Origin of the sequence: Colwellia sp. (assembly GCF_013214175.1) — a bacterium.
GTDB lineage: Bacteria > Pseudomonadota > Gammaproteobacteria > Enterobacterales > Alteromonadaceae > Colwellia.
On sequence record NZ_JABSPA010000003.1, the window covers coordinates 522,259 to 542,233 of the forward strand.

At 40.3% G+C, this 19,975-nt stretch carries 16 protein-coding genes; 11 read left to right on the forward strand and 5 right to left on the reverse strand.

Annotated elements, in window-relative coordinates; translation table 11 throughout:
- The first annotated feature begins 53 nt into the window (after positions 1 to 53).
- The 10 genes from flgH to fliD all read left to right on the forward strand — a co-directional run bounded on the left by flgH (position 54) and on the right by fliD (position 14,469).
- Positions 54 to 794, forward strand: a complete 741-nt coding sequence (gene flgH / locus HRT55_RS10690; RefSeq protein WP_291621103.1) for a flagellar basal body L-ring protein FlgH — start codon at positions 54 to 56, stop codon at positions 792 to 794.
- A gap of 127 nt (positions 795 to 921) precedes the next feature.
- On the forward strand, positions 922 to 2,013 hold the full coding sequence (locus tag HRT55_RS10695; RefSeq protein ID WP_291621105.1) for a flagellar basal body P-ring protein FlgI: 1,092 nt from the start codon (positions 922 to 924) through the stop codon (positions 2,011 to 2,013).
- A gap of 248 nt (positions 2,014 to 2,261) precedes the next feature.
- Entirely contained in the window at positions 2,262 to 3,401 is a 1,140-nt protein-coding gene (flgJ, locus tag HRT55_RS10700) for a flagellar assembly peptidoglycan hydrolase FlgJ (RefSeq protein WP_291621107.1), read from the forward strand.
- 137 nt (positions 3,402 to 3,538) lie between these two features.
- On the forward strand, positions 3,539 to 5,545 hold the full coding sequence (gene flgK / locus HRT55_RS10705; protein WP_291621109.1) for a flagellar hook-associated protein FlgK: 2,007 nt from the start codon (positions 3,539 to 3,541) through the stop codon (positions 5,543 to 5,545).
- A gap of 10 nt (positions 5,546 to 5,555) precedes the next feature.
- The gene (flgL, locus tag HRT55_RS10710; RefSeq protein WP_291621111.1) at positions 5,556 to 6,776 is read left to right on the forward strand and encodes a flagellar hook-associated protein FlgL; all 1,221 of its coding nucleotides are present in this window, start codon (positions 5,556 to 5,558) and stop codon (positions 6,774 to 6,776) included.
- Between the two features lie 194 nt (positions 6,777 to 6,970).
- Positions 6,971 to 8,422: a flagellin gene (locus HRT55_RS10715; protein ID WP_291621113.1), complete on the forward strand. Its 1,452-nt coding sequence runs from the start codon at positions 6,971 to 6,973 to the stop codon at positions 8,420 to 8,422.
- A 392-nt stretch (positions 8,423 to 8,814) separates the two neighbouring features.
- Positions 8,815 to 10,284: a flagellin gene (locus tag HRT55_RS10720; protein ID WP_291621115.1), complete on the forward strand. Its 1,470-nt coding sequence runs from the start codon at positions 8,815 to 8,817 to the stop codon at positions 10,282 to 10,284.
- A 351-nt stretch (positions 10,285 to 10,635) separates the two neighbouring features.
- Positions 10,636 to 12,042 (forward strand): flagellin, encoded by a 1,407-nt coding sequence (locus HRT55_RS10725; protein ID WP_291621117.1) that lies wholly within the window; start codon positions 10,636 to 10,638, stop codon positions 12,040 to 12,042.
- A 173-nt stretch (positions 12,043 to 12,215) separates the two neighbouring features.
- The gene (locus tag HRT55_RS10730) at positions 12,216 to 12,632 is read left to right on the forward strand and encodes a flagellar protein FlaG (protein WP_291621119.1); all 417 of its coding nucleotides are present in this window, start codon (positions 12,216 to 12,218) and stop codon (positions 12,630 to 12,632) included.
- 97 nt (positions 12,633 to 12,729) lie between these two features.
- Entirely contained in the window at positions 12,730 to 14,469 is a 1,740-nt protein-coding gene (gene fliD, locus HRT55_RS10735; protein WP_291621120.1) for a flagellar filament capping protein FliD, read from the forward strand.
- A gap of 87 nt (positions 14,470 to 14,556) precedes the next feature.
- On the opposite strand, the gene HRT55_RS10740 is transcribed toward fliD, so the two are convergent.
- The 5 genes from HRT55_RS10740 to HRT55_RS10760 all read right to left on the reverse strand — a co-directional run bounded on the left by HRT55_RS10740 (position 14,557) and on the right by HRT55_RS10760 (position 18,101).
- On the reverse strand, positions 14,557 to 14,868 hold the full coding sequence (locus HRT55_RS10740; protein WP_291621122.1) for a hypothetical protein: 312 nt from the start codon (positions 14,866 to 14,868) through the stop codon (positions 14,557 to 14,559).
- Between the two features lie 54 nt (positions 14,869 to 14,922).
- Positions 14,923 to 15,306 carry a hypothetical protein gene (locus tag HRT55_RS10745; protein WP_291621124.1) on the reverse strand — a complete coding sequence of 128 codons (384 nt, stop codon included), beginning with the start codon at positions 15,304 to 15,306 and terminating at the stop codon, positions 14,923 to 14,925.
- Positions 15,306 to 15,704, reverse strand: a complete 399-nt coding sequence (fliS, locus tag HRT55_RS10750; protein ID WP_291621127.1) for a flagellar export chaperone FliS — start codon at positions 15,702 to 15,704, stop codon at positions 15,306 to 15,308. The genes HRT55_RS10745 and fliS overlap by 1 nt, the downstream gene beginning before the upstream one ends.
- Positions 15,705 to 15,849: 145 nt before the next feature.
- Complete coding sequence (locus HRT55_RS10755; RefSeq protein ID WP_291621129.1) at positions 15,850 to 16,152, reverse strand: hypothetical protein; 303 nt, start codon at positions 16,150 to 16,152, stop codon at positions 15,850 to 15,852.
- Between the two features lie 191 nt (positions 16,153 to 16,343).
- Complete coding sequence (locus HRT55_RS10760) at positions 16,344 to 18,101, reverse strand: flagellinolysin (RefSeq protein WP_291621131.1); 1,758 nt, start codon at positions 18,099 to 18,101, stop codon at positions 16,344 to 16,346.
- Positions 18,102 to 18,330: 229 nt separating this feature from the next.
- Between HRT55_RS10760 and HRT55_RS10765 the strand changes: the two genes are divergently transcribed.
- Positions 18,331 to 19,827 carry a sigma-54 dependent transcriptional regulator gene (locus HRT55_RS10765; protein WP_291621133.1) on the forward strand — a complete coding sequence of 499 codons (1,497 nt, stop codon included), beginning with the start codon at positions 18,331 to 18,333 and terminating at the stop codon, positions 19,825 to 19,827.
- The last annotated feature ends 148 nt before the right edge of the window (positions 19,828 to 19,975 follow it).

A 19,975-nucleotide genomic window follows, 5' to 3' on the forward strand; every position in this document is an offset into this window, starting at 1 on the left:
TAGCTCAGTTTTATTTAGTTCAGATTAACCTAGTAAACAAACAGGAGGCAGTGATGAAAAGTAAAACCATTTTAAGAAAAGTTACCTTAAGTAAAGGCTATACATCCATGGTTAAGTTACTTTCCGTTAGCTTATTAATTGCAGTTACTACAGCTTGTAGTAATACCGTCGAATTAAGTAAAGCACTGCCAAACGACCCTGACTTTGCGCCAATAATGCCAGAAGAAGAAGAAGAACGTATTGTACCGACGGGATCATTATTTAAACCCAATTACGTTAATAATATTTATTCAGACTCTAAAGCGCACCGTGTTGGCGATATTATTTCAGTTATTTTAAGTGAAAGAACACAAGCCAAGAAAAATGCTAAAACTGAGCTGAAAAAAGAAAATGACAGTAGCTTAGATGCCGTTACCGGTCTAGGTGGTTTTCCCGTCACTATTGGTGGTGAATCACTTCAATTCGGTATCAGTCAAGATTCAAGCTTTAAAGGTGACTCAAAAGCTGATCAAGGTAACAGCTTAACTGGCAATATTTCAGTGCATGTACTGAGAGTGTTACCTAACGGGAATTTAATGATTCGTGGTGAAAAGTGGTTAACGCTAAATAATGGCGATGAATATATTCGCTTAACGGGTGTTATTCGCTCTAAAGATATTAATTCTAACAATACTATTTTATCAACTAAGGTCGCCAATGCGCGCATTCAATATGCAGGTACCGGTAGCTTTGCTGATACCAATGAGCAAGGTTGGATGGTTAAGTTTTTCAACAGCTCTTGGTGGCCATTTTAGTTTCTTCACAGATAAAAATAGGCTTGGCGTTAACTTAAAATTTCAACCCAAAGTTTCAGCCTAAAGTTTTCGTTCAAAGTGTTTTTTAAGGGTTTAGTTTAAGGTTTCAATCTAAGGTATAAGTCTAATGAAAGTAGTAATAAACACATTTATCCTCCTGGCATTATTGGCATCCTTGTCAGTAAGTGCTCAGCGTATTAAAGATTTAGCCGATGTTGCTGGGGTTCGTTCAAACCAACTAGTGGGTTATGGTTTAGTGGTTGGTTTACCTGGCACCGGTGAGCAAAGCCCGTTTACCGAGCAAAGTTTTAAAACGATGTTAAGTAACTTTGGTATTACTATGCCAGAAAAACTAAAGCCAAAAATCAAAAATGTTGCTGCTGTAGCGGTACATGCTGAATTAAGAGCCTTTACAAAAACTGGGCAAACTATAGATGTTACTGTTTCTAGTATGGGTAGTGCGAATAGCCTACGTGGTGGTACCTTATTACAAACTATTTTAATGGGTATAGATGGTAATGCTTATGCGGTAGCCCAAGGTTCTCTAATCGTTAGTGGTCTAGGCGCACAAGGTTTAGATGGCTCGCAAGTGCTCGTTAATATTCCAACGGTAGGTCGTATCGCTAACGGAGCTATTGTTGAGCGAGAGGTTAAATCACCTTTTTCATCTGGAGATCATATAACCTTTAATTTACGTCACTCTGACTTTACCACTGCGAAGCGTTTGTCTGACACCATTAATAATTTAATTTCCGGCTCTGCCAAAGCCCTTGATGCTACCTCGGTGCGCGTTAGAGCGCCTCGCGATATTAGCGACCGAGTGAGTTTTTTATCTGTACTGGAAAACCTTGAGTTTGAACCAGCATCTCCTGCGGCAAGAATTATTGTTAATTCACGTACCGGCACAATTGTTATTGGCTCTGAAGTGAAACTACTGGCCGCAGCCATTACCCATGGTGGTATTACTGTCACCATCAATGAAGTGCAAGATGTCTCACAGCCAAATGCTTTTGCCGAAGGCGAAACCGTGGTTACTAATCAATCAGCAATCAATGTTAGCAACTCTGATGCCCGTATGTTTGTCTTCAAACCAGGGGTGACCTTAGAAACCTTGGTTCGAGCTATCAATGAGGTTGGTGCTGGTCCTGGCGATGTTATGGCTATTTTAGAAGCCCTAGACCAAGCGGGTGCTATACGCGGCGAATTAATAATCATCTAAATTAACTGCTCAGGTTGTCGTTGTATGAATCGATTTAGGCGTCAAAAGTACTCATTGACTAACGTCAACTCCGTGCTATTTTCTTTAAATTGACCCATACAACTTAAAGCTAAACCGTTAATAGCTAAATAAGTAAATAAGTAAATAAGTAAATGTTGATCTTGCTAAAGAAAGAATAAAAGAGCAACAAAAGACAAAGTTAACTTTTTAATAAACAATAATTAATTTATTTTTAGGTAAGTAGCATTATGGATATCAATTTAAGCCAAAATCATAACTTTGATCAAGCGCGTAATGCCCTTGAACTCACTGGCTTGAATGCTATTCGTGAACAATCGCGATCTACCGATGGTGAAGCTAAAAAAGAGGCGTTAAAGGAAGCGGCGCAACAATTTGAAGCCATCTTTATGAGAATGCTACTTTCAAGTATGCGTAAAGCACAAGATGTACTTGAGTCAGACAGCCCTTTTAATTCTGAATCAAGTAAATTTTATCGCGACATGCATGATCAACAAATGGCGGTTGAGCTTTCTTCTAATGGCTCCCTTGGTTTAACTGATTTAATTGTTAGACAATTGGGCGGTGATAGTGGTGGTTTCAAACCTAGCTCTGTATTGCGAAATGATGGTAATTTACCGGTAAATAACACGGCTAACCCTCGTGATGATAAAGCCAGTGCCAGTAAAAAAGACCGCCAACATAATTCATTAGTAGAAAAAATGCTGGCGGATAACAGTCAGATTAAGCCTGATATCGATATTCCGTTTGCTGGCCACTTTCAAACGAGTAATATTATCAGTCAAGCCAGTAGTGCAACGCCATTTTCTCTTAAAGAGGCTAGTAAAGAGACGAGCCGAGACACAAGTGTTAAGCAAACTCAAAGCGTCAATAATTCAGCACCTGTAGCAGAACAAAGCTTTAAAGAACCAAAAGATTTTGTCAGTGCTTTAATTGCACCAGCCCAAAAAGTTCAACAAACCTTAGGTGTGCCTTTTGAAGTGGTTATTGCTCAAGCGGCACTTGAAACCGGTTGGGGACAAAAGATAATTAAAGGCCAAGATGGTACTAGCTCAAATAACCTCTTTAATATAAAAGCCGACTCTCGCTGGTCTGGCGATAAAGTGACCAAAGAAACCTTAGAGTTTGAGCAAGGCGCTATGGTCAAAAAATCAGAGCCCTTTAGAATGTATCAATCCCTAACAGACAGTGTTAATGATTACATAAACTTCCTTTCAACTAGCGAACGCTACCAAGATGCATTGCAAGACTCCGGCAATGTGGAACACTTCCTGCAAGGTTTACAAAAAGCAGGTTACGCAACAGACCCTCAATATGCCGACAAAATACTAGGCACCTTGAAAACCGTTACTAACCTTTTAGCTAAGTAAATTATCCAAGTAAATTAGCGAAGGGTTAGCCTCAAGGGTTTAATTGCTGCGACCTTCATAAAACATATTTATAACAAACATACCGTTGGCCTACGTTCTAGCGCTACCTCATATGCTTTGTTATCGGAGACAATATTATGACAGTGAGTTTGTACCAAACCGGTGTAAGTGGTTTACTAGCGGCTCAACAGCAGCTGGCAACAACAGGTCATAACATTGCCAACGTAAATACCGAAGGCTATAACCGCCAACGTGCCGAGCAGAATGCTTCCTTGGGCCTTAATAATGGTAGTAATTACATTGGCGCAGGCACCTATATTCAAGATATCACGCGTCTTTATGATCAATTCTCACATAAAGAGCAGCTTTTAACTCAAAGTAGCTTAGGTAATGCTGATTCACTCCAGGCCCGACTAACACAGCTTGACCAAGTTATGTCAACTTCTGGTAATGCTGTTGTAGGCTCCTTAGATAAATTTTATCAAGCACTGAATGGCGTCGCCGATAATCCTAACGATACCGGTTTACGCAGCATAGTGATCAACCAAGCCAATATTTTAAGTAATGACTTTAATGAGTTAACTAATAATTTCGATAATATGACTAATGCGGTTAATGGTGAAATCGAACAAGTTGCTAATAGAATTTCCGAAATATCAGTAGAGATAGCCAAGCTCAATGAAACCATTATGTACTCACAAAACCCGTCGCAAGGCGGGCAGCCTAATGATTTACTTGATAAACGTGATCAACTCATTGGGGAATTAAGTCAGTTTACCCGAGTAACCACCATACAAGATGCTAATAATGTTATGACGGTTATGATTGGGCAAGGTACTACGCTAGTTGCGGGTATTACCCCTATGACCCTGCGGGTGACGGCAGGCGACCCAGATGCTCAAAAAACTCAGCTAAGTCTAGTAAGTAATAATAGTAGTGTTGCGATAAAGGCTTCTACTCTCGGTGGAGCATTAGGCGCTAGCTTCGAATTTAGAGATGAACACCTTACACAAACTCGCACTGAAATAGACCGTTTAGCCATGGCTATATCGTTTACCTTAAACGATAGCCAGGCCAGTGGCTTAGATTTGAATGGCTTGCAAGGCGCTAATATTTTCACCGATATAAACACCACTGAATTACAACAAGGTAGAGTATTAGTACCCTCAACCAATAATCCAGCAAGTACAACACAAGCTCAAATCCTTATTAATGATGTATCACTGCTGCCTACCGATGCATTTGAAGTTCGTTATGATGCTGGTAGTAATACTTATAGTTTGTATAACTTAACTACCGGTGGCAGCGAAAACCTTGGCGCACCTGGTTCGGGTGTGCCGGCAGGTACACATACACCGACTTCACCTGATTATGGCTTTTCGTTTGTTGAGACGGGCACACCCAGCGCTGGAGATACTTTCACAATTATTCCAACTAAAGATAGTGCTGCGTTAATGCAAACTACTTTAACCAACGGCAATGCTATTGCTGCTAGTACCGCAATTGCCGTAACACCATCAAGTAACAATGTCAGCGAAGGCAAGGTAGAAATCACCAATGTTATTAACCCTGTTTCGGCTAGAGGTTATAACGTTACTGTCGATGTTTATGAAAGTGCACCAGGTACCTTTAGTTACCGTGTTTATGACACGGCAACACCGCCACCAGCACCAACTATTGCCGCGGGTACTTATGCTCCAGGCGCGAGTGTGCTCATTGATATCCCCGCAGGTACCCCTGACTTTCAAATTGAAATCAGCGGTGACCTGGTCGGCTCAGGTACCAATGCCCGTGAAACATTTACCCTAGGCGACGCCTTTGGTGCTGGTAACGGTAACAATGCCGTTGTTATGGCTAAAACCCAAGAGGTAGGTGTTACTAATGGCGGTAGGGAAACTTTTAGTAAAAGTTTAGCGGTATCAACATCTGTAGTGGGCGCTAAAGCCAGTAATGCTGATTTAACTGCGGATACGGCTCAGGCACTGTTCACTCAAGCTTATAACCGTAATCAAGCCACATCAGGGGTAAACCTTGATGAGGAAGCCGCCAACCTAATGAAATTTCAACAGGCATACCAAGCAGCATCGCAAATTATTTCTACGGCTAATACGCTTTTTGACACCATTTTAGCGGCCGTAAGGTAAGGGGGATTATATGCGCGTTTCTACAGCTCAATTTTACTTACAAAGTGCTCAACTCATGAGTCAAAAGAGCTCTGATGTTAATGAGCAAATGGCTTATTTGTCCAGTGGTAAAAGGGTACTAACGGCCAAAGATGATGCCGTATCCTATGGTACCTTAGCGGGATATAAAAATGACTTGGCTAACATTGAAAAATATAAACGTAATATCAATCAGGCTGAAAGTCATAACAGTTTACAAGAGGTTGTTTTTGCCGATGCAGAGAATATCTTAAATAATGTTAAGGAGCTCATGCTACAAGCAAATAATGGTGCTATGTCTGATGAAGACTTACAAACATTAGCTAATCAGACCCGAAATAGCCTTGAGCAATTGCTTGATCTCGCCAACAGCCAAAATGAAAATGGCGACTATATTTTTTCAGGCTATCAAACAGAGCAGCAACCCTTTAGTCAACAATCTGACGGCTCTGTTCTTTACAGTGGTGATTCTGGCGTTAGAGAACTACAAATCGCAAAAAATATAAAAATCCCTACCAACCAAACTGGCGATGCTTCATTTATGAACGTAGCCAACGCTATAGGTGATTTTACGGCCAACTATCCCACTGCTCCTGTAGCCAACACCTCAGGTGTTGCCGTTGAAAGTGCGAACGTAATCGATCGCGGTTTGTATAACACTAGTGCCATACCCCATGATTATACCTTCACTTTTGGACCGGGTGCCGCCGATTTAAATGTTCTCGATAGCGGTGGTGCGAATGTCTTTACTACGGCTACCTATGTCGCTGGGCAAACAATTACCTTTGACGGCATTGACGTAACCTTAAGCGGCAATCCATTGCCGGGTGAGAGCTTTACTATCAGTGAGCAAGAGGAAGTAACTGTCTTTGACGCAATTAATGATGCTATTTCTTGGATGGAACAAGGCTCTGTGTCAGCCAGTCCAGAGCAACATCAAGTAGATTACAGTGCGCTGCTTAATCAACTTAACTCTTCCATGAGTCATATAACGTCAAGGCGAGTAGATTCAGGTATCCGTTTACAAGTGCTTGATAGTCAAGAAAATAGGCACCTAGATACTGAGTTAGCGCTTACGAGCAGTAAGAGCACAATCGAAGATTTAGATTTTGCCAAAGCTATCTCAGAATTTGAACAAGCAAAATTAGCCTTACAAGCCTCTCAGCAGACGTTTAGTAAGGTGCAAGGCTTAAGCTTATTTAATTACATTTAATTTTTTTAAAGAAAAGCATCACCATTTTTTAAAGTGGCATTATTTATGCTTCCACCATAACTAGTAACAGAAAATAACAAATGGCTGTGGTGTGTAAAAGTTAACCCAGCAATTTTTTATCACTAAAAGAGCAGAAGCTTTAATTTGTAAGCTTCTAATACCAACAGTAAATGTAGACATTAGGAGCTATTAATATGGCCTTATCAGTAGTAACAAATACCGCGTCATTAAACGCACAACGTAATTTAACAAAGTCTGGTGAAGGTCTAGCCACCTCAATGCAACGTTTGTCATCAGGTATGCGTATCAATAGTGCCAAAGATGATGCTGCGGGTATGCAAATCGCTAACCGATTAACTTCACAAATAAACGGTTTAGGCGTCGCCCAACGAAATGCTAATGACGGTATTTCCATGGCGCAAACCGCTGAAGGCGCGATGCAAGAGTCATCAAATATCTTGCAACGTATGCGTGATTTATCATTACAATCTGCCAATGGCTCGAACTCTGCTGATGATAGATCTGCACTACAAAAAGAAATGGGTGCCTTGCAACAAGAGCTAACGCGTATCGCTGAAACCACTAAGTTCGGTGCGACCAGTTTACTTGATGGCTCTTTTGGTACCAAACAATTTCAAGTTGGTGCTAATGCCAATGAAACCATCAATGTTACCTTAGGAAATATGTCAGCTGATGCTATAGGTGCTTATGAAGTTAATGATTCATCTGCTGTGCTTGGTCTTCCAGCTACGCAAACTGCACCGTTAGCGACAGCAATAGCAACCGTTGCCACTGCTAGTTTGAATATTAATGGTACTGCTATTCCTGATGCCGGTGTAACCGCTAAGGGTGCGGCTGAAGTTGCTGATACTATTAACGATGCTTCTGCTGGTGTTAAAGCGATTGCCAAGCTTGATGTTACTTTCGCCGCTTTAACTTCTGCTGATAATAGTGTACTAACTTTCCAAAAAGCAGGTGGTGTTGTTGATACCTATAACCTAGCTACTTTTGGTGGTGATGTAGATAGATTAGCTGAAGAAATGCAAGCAGATGGTTATGATGCTGTAGTCGATAATGGCTCATTAACGATTAAAGCCGTTGGTGTTGATGGTATACAAATGACGGGTACTACAGGTACGGCAACTTTAACAAACAATGCTACTGGTGGTGCTGCTATTGCGGGTGGTGCAACGAATAATGATATCAGTATCTCTTCTACCTTAACGCTTTCATCAGCGAATAAAATTGGTATTTCGGGTACCGATGTTGATGATATCTTAGCAGAGGGAACAAGTATAACTGCGACAGGCGGAACTGGCTCTTTAACTACGGTTGAGTCTATTGATATCTCAGGAACCACTTCAGCGGGTTCACAAGATGCCTTAATTGTCATTGATGCAGCACTTGCACAAATTGATTCAACTAGAGCAGGCCTTGGTGCGGTGCAAAATCGTTTTAGTCATACTATTAGTAACTTAGCGAATGTGTCAGAAAATGTATCGGCATCACGTAGCCGAATTCAAGATACTGATTTTGCTTCAGAAACTGCAATGATGACCAAGAACCAAATATTACAGCAAGCAGGTACGTCAATCTTGTCACAAGCAAATCAAATACCTCAAGCGGCAATTAGCTTATTAGGTTAATTAATTTGCTTAGTTATTAGTATTCTTGCTGGTTATTGCTTACTCGTTATTGATTGCAAGTAAATGCTAAGCGCTCGTTAGCCCATGTGCACTTATTAAAGGAAACCCATTTGGGTTTCCTTTTTTTGTTTTATCGCTTACTAGCCTCACTACGAAAATGAGTTAAGTGGTAAAAGCTAATCCTAAATATAAGGTTAGATTTTTTGTTACTTGTCAATTATTTGACTGAAAAATAACCAGCTCAATATCAATTTATCTACAGGTACTTAATTTTTTAACTTATTGTTATGTAATGATTTTGTAAACTTGGCTTGCTTCTTGATTGTATTAATAAGTAAGTGGGGGCTTTACATTTTTAATGAGCTTCTAAAGATACCAATTAGGAGATTATTATGGCTTTATCAGTAATTACTAACACTGCATCACTTAATGCCCAGAGAAACCTATCTAGATCTGGCGAAGGTCTGGCAACATCAATGCAGCGTTTATCATCGGGCTTGCGGATTAATAGCGCAAAAGATGATGCTGCTGGTATGCAAATAGCTAACCGCTTAACTTCTCAAATAAACGGCTTGGCGGTAGCGCAACGTAATGCTAATGACGGTATATCTATGGCGCAAACGGCAGAAGGCGCCATGCAAGAATCGTCAAATATTTTACAACGTATGCGTGATTTAGCCCTACAATCAGCTAACGGCTCTAACTCTGCCGATGACCGAGAAGCACTACAAAAAGAAGTAGGGGCTTTACAGCAAGAGCTAACCCGTATTTCTGAAACTACAAAGTTTGGTGCAACTAGCTTGCTTGATGGTAGCTTCGGCACTAAACAGTTCCAAGTAGGCGCTAACGCCAATGAAACAATTAACGTCACCTTAGGTAATATGGCGGCAAATGCTATCGGTGCTCATCAAATTCAGGGTGCTGGCACTGCGGCAGGTGCGAATAGCATTGGTGATGTTGAAGCATCACTGCTATCAGCCAATATGGGTACTACCGCAGACACCTGGAATATCAATGGTACTAATGTGTCTTTTCTTGCTGGTGATGGCGCCTCCACTATCGCAAAAAACATTACCGATGCCTCTACCGGAGTAAATGCCGAGGCTGTGCTTTCTACCCGCATCCAAGGTTTGTCAGCCTCAGATGCAGGTACCTTTAATATCTATAAAGAAGGTGCAGTAGAAGATACCTTTGTCTTAGCCTCTTACGGTGGTGATATGGAGCGTCTTGCTGAAGACTTACAAGCAGCAGGCTACAATGCTGTATTTGATAAAGACCTTAATGCTGGTGCTGGCGGTATAGACGTTGTCGCGACAGATATAGATGGTTTTGAAGTAACAGCTGCTGCTGGTGGTACTATTCAGATGGGGCCTCCAGGTGGTTTATTGACTTCAGGAGCAGGTGCACTTTCTCACTCAGCAGAGTTACAGCTATCCTCATCGGCAAAAATTGGTATTTCAGGCACCACAGTAAATGAAATACTCGGGCAAGGCTTTGCTGGTGGTAATGTTGCAGCTAGCGGCGGGGCAAGTGCGTTGAACTCGGTTGAGGCTATAGATATTTCAGGAGTCACCGCGGAAAATTCTCAATCAGCGGTAGAGGTAATTGATGCGGCTTTAGCACAAATAGACTCAGCAAGGGCTGGTTTAGGTGCGGTGCAAAACCGTTTTACTCATACCATCAGTAACTTGGCAAACGTGCAAGAGAATGTTTCTTCATCACGGAGTCGTATTCAAGATACTGACTTTGCCAAAGAAACCGCAGAAATGACTAAAAATCAAATTCTTCAACAAGCGGGTACCAGTATTTTGGCGCAAGCAAACCAAATTCCGCAAGCGGCAATTAGTTTACTCGGTGGCTAAGAAAGGTAAACAAAGTACTGAAATACAAGGCTAAGCAGTTAATGTTTAGCTTTTTTTATGTCCTCAATATTAAGTTTTCAACTTATGTTTAGCTAGGTTTTTATATTTAAGTTACTGATAAGTTAGTATTTGTATTTTATGTTCTTAGCTTAGCAAAGTGCACCGGGTAATATGGCAGTGTATATTCTTTAATCTTTTTATTAAAAAGATTAAAGTTAATTTCTCCGCTGCCGTTAAGGTGTTTAGAACGGAGCTGCTTTGATTGATATGTTGATAACCTTATCGGTTGATTAACGGCTCCTGGTTAATACAACTAACTAAACAATTACATTTTGTAATCAGGAGTTTACCATGGCTTTATCAGTAATCACGAATACCGCGTCACTTAATGCGCAACGTAACTTAAGTAAGTCAAGTGAAGGCTTACAAACTTCAATGCAACGTTTATCATCGGGTATGCGTATTAACAGTGCTAAAGATGATGCTGCAGGTATGCAAATCGCTAACCGTTTAACTTCTCAAGTAAATGGTTTAGGTGTAGCGCAACGAAATGCCAATGACGGTATTTCAATGGCGCAAACGGCTGAAGGCGCGATGCAGGAATCTTCAAATATCTTACAACGTATGCGTGATTTAGCACTACAATCTGCTAACGGTTCTAACTCTGCCGATGACCGTAAAGCGCTACAAAAAGAAGTTGGTGCTTTACAACAAGAGCTAACACGTATCGCTGAAACTACCAAGTTTGGTGCAACTAGCTTACTTGACGGTACCTTTGGTACTAAACAGTTTCAAGTCGGTGCCAATGCCAATGAAACTATCAATGTTACTTTAGGTAATATGTCTGCTGATGCAATTGGCTCTTATGATGTTGAAGGTGCCGGTACAGTCTTTGGTGCGACGGCAGCCGCAGGTCTAATTGTAGCTAACGAAGTGGTTACCGCTGATACTATTAGTGTTAATGGTAAATCAGTTACTGTAGGTGCAAATGATGGTGCTGATGGTATCGCTGCTAGTATCAACGCAGTAGCGTCTGGCGTTACAGCGACTGCTAAATTAGAGGTGGTTATTGCCGGTATAACTAGTGCTGATAATGCGACCATTAATATTGGTGCCGACTCTTATGATTTAGCTACTTACGGTGGTGATATGGAGAGGCTAACGGAAGATCTAGTAGCCGATGGTTATGATGCTGTGTTTGATTCAGGGGCTAGCTCTATCACTCTTAAAGCTGAAGGCGTAGCAGGTATTGAAACTGTTGCAGCAGGTACACCAACAGGTGGTGTAACGTTTGATGGTGTGGCAGCTGCAGCTGCAGATGCTTCTAAAATATCAGAACTTCATTTAAATTCACCGGACAAAATTGGTATTTCAGGTACAACTGTTAATGAACTATTAGGTGGTACTATGGCTGCTACAGGTGGTTCAGGTGCACTAACTAGTATTGAATCAATGGATATTTCAGGTACATCGAGTGCCGGTGCGCAATCGGCAATACAAACTATTGATGCGGCATTAGCACAAATTGATAGCCAACGAGCTGACTTAGGTGCGGTACAAAACCGTTTTTCTCATACCATTAGTAACTTAGCTAACGTATCTGAAAATGTATCAGCATCACGTAGCCGAATTCAAGATACTGACTTTGCCTCAGAAACAGCACTAATGACTAAAAACCAAATCTTGCAACAAGCAGGTACGTCAATCTTGGCTCAATCTAACCAATTACCACAAGCTGCATTAAGCTTAATCGGTTAATACAGTTCAGGTTTAGGCCCAGGTTCGACCTAAAGTAAAAAGTAAAAAAGGAAGGGGCCTCAAACTCCTTCCTTTTTGTGTTTTGATAAACTGACCACGACAATTTATACTGATTAATAGCGTAACAGATTCATTGTAAAAGTACGTGGTGTAATTTAAACAAGGAGCATGCCATGAGTGTAGTCCAAAATGGTACTGACCTAGGGTTAACTAGCTTAGCGTCTGAATTTAAACGTGCTGGTGATGTTAGTGCAAATAGCAGTGCTATAACTAAGGGTGAACAGCAAGTAGTTATAGATAAGCAGCAAGATAAAGTTAATGCTGAGCAAAAAGTTACTGAAAAGAAGGAGGTTACTCAACCATTAACCGCCGAACAGTTAGAGAAGGTGGCGCAACAATTGCAGGACTTTGTTGGGGACTTAAATCGTAGTTTAGAGTTTTCTGTTGATAAAGACTCTGGCCGTGATGTCATTAAAGTTTTCGATAGAGAATCAGGTGACTTGTTAAAGCAGTTTCCATCTGAAGAAGTACTAACATTAGTGTCTAAACTGTCCGACATGGTTGGCGGGTTTATTGATGCTAAAGTTTAGCTGAGTTTAGCTAAGCTTAACAAAGTAAAATTAAATTTAATGCAGTTTAGCTAGGTATATTATTTATATTAGCAGGATATAGGTTAAGGAGACTCTTATGGCAAATATTTCATTTACAGGTATTGGCTCTGGCTTACAAGTAAGCGATATTGTGGAAGCTATTGTTAATGCTGAAAAGGTTCCTTATGAGTCTCGCGTAGTACGCCAGCAAGGCGCATTCACCACCGATATTTCAGCGGTTGGCGCATTAAAATCTGCCCTTGAAGCCGTTACCGCTTCTTTTGAAGGCCTAGGTGACGTTGATCAATACCAACAACGCACCGCTAGCGGTCGTGATGATTTTATTGGTCTCAGCTCAGATAAAGACGCGGAAATTGGTAAATATTCAATTGAAGTTGAGGCGTTAGCCAGTGCCCATAAGTTGATGTCTGGTGCCATAGCCGATACTGAAGCTGTCGGTGAAGGTACCTTAACTATAGAGTCTGGCAGTAATAACTTTAATATCAGTGTTTCAGCCACGGCAACCTTAAGTGAAATTCGTGATGCTATTAATGATAGTGCTGATAACAAATCAGTTTCAGCGACCATAATCACCGATGCCACAGGGCAACATTTGGTGCTTAATAGTAAAGAAACCGGTGTTGCCAATGCCATTAAAGTGACAGTAGCAGATGTTAGTGATGGCAATGATACCGACAACCTTGGTTTATCTCGGTTAGCGTTTGATGCTACGAATAAACTCACATCTACTAATGGTTTTTCTTCATCTGATACCGTGGGCTCAGGAACACTAACATTTAATTCTGATGACAACGATTTTACTGTGACTATTGCTGCCTCTGATACTTTGTCTGACATTATGGAGACAATTAACAGTAACAGTGATAACGACTCGGTAATTGCAAGTATTGTTAATGACGGTACCAGTGACTATTTGGTCTTTAGTAGTAAAGAACCAGGTGCAGCACACGCAATTACGGTTACAGCTGCAGATGACGATACAAATAACGTAGACGGCTTAGGCATTTCTCAATTTACTTCTACTAATATGATCGCCAGTGCTAATGTTGAAAACATGGCTGAGACTGGCACTGCGACAGATGCCAAAATTACTATTGATGGTATTATTACAGCAACCAGTAGCACTAACGAGTTTAAAGGTGTTATTGACGGCATTGATATAACGGCTAAGAAAGTTCATGGTGTTGATGATGATATTAGTAAAATATCAATAACTGAAGATAATAAAAACGTGGCTAGTGGCATTAATACTTTTATTGAAAGTTTCAATGCTTTGGTTGATATAAGTAATCAACTGGGTCAAGTGGGTGAAGATGGTGTTGGTGTATTAGCCGGCGATTCCATGCTGCGTAGCGTAATGAGTAAAATTCGCAGCCAGTTTAATAAAGCATTTGATTCGGGTAATGGTAATACCTTAACCTTGTCTCAGCTTGGCGTTCGAACCGAACGTGATGGTAAATTAAGTTTTGAGCAAGAGACTCTAGATGATTTGATAGAGCAAGACCCAGATGCCGTGCAAACATTTCTCTTAGGTGCTGACGGTGACAACGGCTTTGTTAATGATATGAATACCTTTATTGGCTTTTATACTGATAAAGACGGTGTCATTCAGCAACGTATTGATGGAAAAAACACCCAGATTGACAAACTAAGTAGTGATCTGGAAGCCTTTCAAATGAAAATGGACTCGCTAGAAGCAAGACTCTTCGCGCAATACAATGCCATGGATTTGATGGTCGCTCAAATGAACAACACGAGTTCGTATTTAATGGCACAGCTTGATAATATGCCGGGTGTGGTGAGAAAGAGTAAATAATTTTAACTAAGCTTTAGTTGGTTTCATTTGGTTTCATTTGGTTTTATTTGTTTTTATTTGCAAGCCACTAGAACATCGAGTTTTGCATTAAAGCAAATTGGCAATCTTACTGTATAACTCACTGGCTTGGTGTGGGGTTAAATTACCTATAGAGCGAGCTCTGCCAATAGTAGAGCTTATTCTGATAACCTCATTGGCAATATCTTCAATTTTCCTTGATGCCTCAATGTGTACTTCTTTTTGTTGTTTCTCTAAGCCTAGTCTAGAAATCTTTACTACATCAGTAGCGAAACTACCTAGATCAGGCTTTAAAGGTGATTCTTTAGGAGGGGATGTACTTGTTTGAGACAGAGCTCGTGCTATATCACTACTTGCAGTCAGCGGGTTAATAATAGACATAAGCACCTCAACACTATCTTCGCTGTCTAAATCTTAACCTAAGTATAGATTAATTTAATACTTCTGATAGAGCTTAGAGACTTTCTTACTTTTCTTTAACTTTAAAATTTTCGCTGCAAGGGTTTGTTTATTGTGCTGTGATTTTGACGTTAATTGATTATCAAGTGATACCAGCTCATTGATAAGCGGTAGTTCTACACTTAATTGCTCTTGTGTATACGTGTTAAATAACTGGCTAATGAGAGCATGACGCTCAGTTACTAATTTTGCCAGCTGCTGGTCACTATATTGCTCAGTGTCGTTAGTTGATGAAGCGACAGTTAAGGTTTGCTGACTGTTATCACGCTCAGTATTCTCTATTCGAACATCAAGTTGCGCCATTAATAGTTGCGATAGTTTGTTGATCGACTCAAGGATAGCTTTTACGTTATTAGTCACTAAAAACTCACTTTACCTTGCTCTGCGGGTGGAATTGCATCCCAACCTGACTTTATCGGAATAATGATCTGGGCAACTTCATTGAGTAATTCAATGTCATTGTTGGTATTCGCTTCAAATAATTTTTCAGAACAAAAATTATATAATGCCGATAAATTACCTGAGATCTCACCGCCTTTTTCATGGTCTAAAGAGCCTTCTAACACCCCTACAATGGCAATAGCATTTGATATCTGCTCGCCTTTTTTCGCGAAGTCCTTTTGGCTGATAGCGCCTTTAGCCGTTGCTATGTTATCCAGTAATTTTTGAAATAGCATTGCCACAAGGCGATATGGGGAAGCCTCACCGGCATTGCTTACCGTTGTTTGTTGATATTTTTTTAATGATAAATGAGCCATTATTTACTCCAAAAAATAATAACACCTATTATGTGTTATATATTAAAAGCATACTTTTGTCACTTTAAGCAAGCGCTGCTTTGCCCGTCGATGACGGTGATCGTATTCTTATTATATTAGTATTGTCTTAGTACATATTAACAAATTAACTCATCGCCACTGCGCTATTCATGGCAGTATTGTTAACAACAACAGATAGTCCTTCATTTTGTGCTTTTTTAAATGCTTCAATTAACACTGCATGATTTATGCCTTCAATATTTTCAATAAGGCCATTTTCGGTAATTTCAATATTATCCCAGCCTCTAGCAATTAGATATTTTTCAATATCTTGCAATTGAGTGGTTAATTCATCATGTTTTACAAACATATTAAAGCCGTGTCTATTACCTTTAACTTGCTCGCCACTTGTTAACATATATTCAGCACTGCCGTTTAATATTAGCATTATATTTTCCAATTATTTTATAGGTCTATAATCAGCCATTCATAAATTGTGCCATTTTTTTTTGACGCCTAGATTAACATTTACAGCAGGACAATTTAAAGTGTAATTAAAAGGGCGGTTAGCGGGGATTTATAACAGCAGTATTTCAGGCATCTTGCTTGTTTTAATTTAATTATTTGAAGTTAATTATTTTAAGTTAATAGTTTTAACATTAATTCCGGCATAGCATTAGCGTGGCTCATCATGGCAGTGGTCGCTTGTTGTTTAATTTGTTGTGATGTTAACTGTGCAGTTTCATAGGCAAAGTCAGTATCTTGAATTCTAGAGCGACTTGCCATAACATTTACTTGGATATTATTTAGGTTACTCATGGTGTGTTCAAGTCTATTGATAAAAGCACCTAAGTGAGTGCGTTGGTTATCAACAAACTGGAGGGCGCTATCTATTAATGTGGTTGAATATTGTGAATCTGTAACTAAGTCGACAGCGTCTAAACCAAGGTTATCACTAGAAAACCCTGCAACTTTCACCGATAAAGTTTGCTCGGCATCAGCACCTATTTGAAAAGACGTTGTTTTGCCGCTAATCGTTACTGATGTACTGTAGTCTTCTAGGGCGACTTCATTAAAGCTCGTTGGATCCCAGTTAGTGCCAGAAGCAAAGTCAGTTGGGTCGGTATCATCATCGCCATTGACAAAGTAACTATCAAAATTTGCTGTGGTTTTAGCGCTACTGGCACCAACAATGGTTTCTTCTCTACTTGGACCGCCAGCAGCATCTAAACCGCCAAAGGCGCCATTATCGGCATTTGCTGTATTAATATTGGCGGTAACAAAGTCTTCAAAGTTAGTGCCTGTCATTAAGGCCGTTCGTAAAGTGGCATTGTCAGCAAAGGTACCTTGTGCAGCAAGCGCGCCATCAAAGGTATTGCCCGCGGCTAAGCTGGCCATAACAGTTTTAATACCGGCTTCACCTATTCGATCTTCTAAAAAACGCATAGCGATATAACCGCCAGAATAAACGCCTGCGATTTGAATCCCCGTTATTGGCGCCGTGCCAGGTATTGCGGCAAAGATTGAGTCTGTTTGATTTCTTAAATTGGTTAAACCAAAACTGCCTATGTCGGCCGCTACTCTATCATCAGCACCACTAACAGCTTCAGCAGTGCCTTCTGTAAACCAAATAGGTACTGAGGTTAGATCCATTTGATTAGCCATTACCGCATGAGTCATTTCATGCAATAAGGTGGATTTTAATTGTTTTACTTTATTGGCATCGAGTGTTGAAAAATCATCTAAATCTATGGTCATGACTAATTCAGTGCCAGTAGCGCCACCTAGGAATGAAACCGATGCAAGCTTGCCACCGACGCCATCGACATTTTCGAGGTCGATTTTAAATTTTGCGCCATCTCCCGATAGGCCTAAGACACTCTGTATGATATTTTCAGATTCTGCTAAGACACCACTTTGTAATATACCCAGAATATTTCTTTCCGCCTCATTAGCGCCACCTAGGCCAACTCTATCGATTTGGTCAAAAACAGTATTACCACCAAAGGTGGTGGTTTTATTAATACGGTCAAGCTCTTGCTTTAACTGCTCGCTTTCTTTATTTAATGCTGCCTTATCATCGGGTGATAATACGCCATTACTGGCTTGTAGTGAAAGGTCGCGTAATCTAAAAAGAATATTAGTCACTTCTTCCAATGCACCTTCCGTAGTTTGTGCCAAAGATACACCATCATTGGCATTACGCTGTGCAACCGCTAAACCATTAACTTGCGAGGTTAGCTTATTTGAAATTTGTAAACCTGCGGCATCATCTGCAGCTGAATTAATGCGCATACCAGATGACAAGCGAGCGAAAGACACTGATAATTTATTAGAATTATCTGTGAGCTGACGCTGTAAAAACATGCTTGTTGTATTGGTATTGATACTAATCACGCAAATATCATCTTCATAGTGAGGCAATAGTTGTTTATCGGCAGTCGGAATTATTCCTTGAGTAAATTTTGCACAGTTTTTTATGTTTCCACTTATCCTTGACGACAAATAAATGACTACTAAGCGTCAACTTTTTGTTGCTTAAATTTAATTTACGGCTAAAATTGCCACTGTCGCTATAAAACGACATTAAAAATAATACGTTAGCATTAGCAGTGAAGAATCAGTTATGAATGAAACAGCAACATTAATTGGCCACAAACAAATTTTAGTGGTAGATAATGACGCAGGAAGAAGTCAGCAGCTTACTACCATACTCGCCTTTGTCGGTGAGCACTATATCCATTGCTCACAAGAGCAAGCAGGTAATATGCTGTCAGACACTAGTCATATTCTTACGGTAATATTAACCGGCAATGTCAGTATCGATTGCGCTAGCTTAATTAAAGCCAATCCCAGTGTGCCTTTTATTTTGCATGATGTCTTAGATGCCAATGAGCTAGCGACTAGTGTTAACGTTATAGGTACGCTATTTGCCCCACTTAACTATGCTCAACTAACCGAGCTTATTCATCATTGCCATCAATATCATAATAAACTACCGCGCAAGGCGATGAAATTAGGCAGCAGTGCCTTGTTTCGCTCACTTATTGGTAGCAGTGAGATGATGGCTCAGGTACGTTTTTTAATTGAACAAGTTGCGAAAACCCCCGCTAGTGTTTTAGTGCTCGGTGAATCTGGCACAGGTAAAGAGGTGGTTGCGCGTAATATCCATAATTTATCTGAACGCGCAAAAGCGCCTTTTGTCCCGCTTAACTGCGGTGCCATTCCCGCAGAGCTACTAGAAAGTGAATTATTTGGTCATGAGAAGGGCGCTTTTACTGGCGCGATTTCTACCCGTAAAGGGCGTTTTGAATTAGCTGAAGGTGGCACACTCTTTTTAGATGAAATTGGTGATATGCCACAACCTATGCAGGTAAAATTGCTCAGGGTATTACAAGAGCGTACTTTTGAACGTGTCGGCGGTAGTAAAAGCATCAAAGCCAATGTCCGTATTATTGCGGCTACTCATCAAGATCTTGAAGAAATGATCAAAGCCGGCAGTTTTAGAGAAGACTTGTTTTACCGTTTGAATGTCTTCCCTATAGAAACACCGGCATTGCGTGAGCGCAAAGAAGATATCCCGTTGCTATTAAAAGAGCTACTGACACGTTTTGAACACGAACAAGGGAAAACACTGCGTTTTACCGAGAAAGCCATCGAGTCACTAATGGAACATCCATGGGCTGGTAACGTACGTGAATTATCCAATTTAATTGAACGTATGTTAATTATGTACGGTGAGCAAATTGTCGATGTCGCAGAGCTACCCTATAAATACCAGCATATTGATGCACAAGTTTATAACCCCGAATATCCAGAAGAATTACAGGAGCAAGATGTCATCAATGAGCTTTTTTCTGGTTTTGATTATGAAGATTGTGATGAGTCGCAACTAGAGGCGCAATCGGTAAATGAGCAGAAAAACTCTATGGATGCCGCCTTGTTACCGACCGACGGTTTAAACTTAAAAGAGCACCTGGCGGATTTAGAGGTATCTTTAATCAAACAGTCATTACTTAAACATGACTTTGTCGTTGCCCGAGCGGCTGAAACCCTTGGCATGCGCAGAACTACCCTGGTTGAAAAAATGCGTAAATATGATTTACAAAAACCAAGTGAATAATTTGGCTTAGTATTTAGTATAAGGTCAATAGATTGACAGTATTTCTTAGTCGCGTTCACTGATATGACAGTTATCTATTTGAAATATAAGGTTAAAATGATGGCATAGTAAATGCTTTATAAGTATTAGATAGTTTTTCTGAGTACTT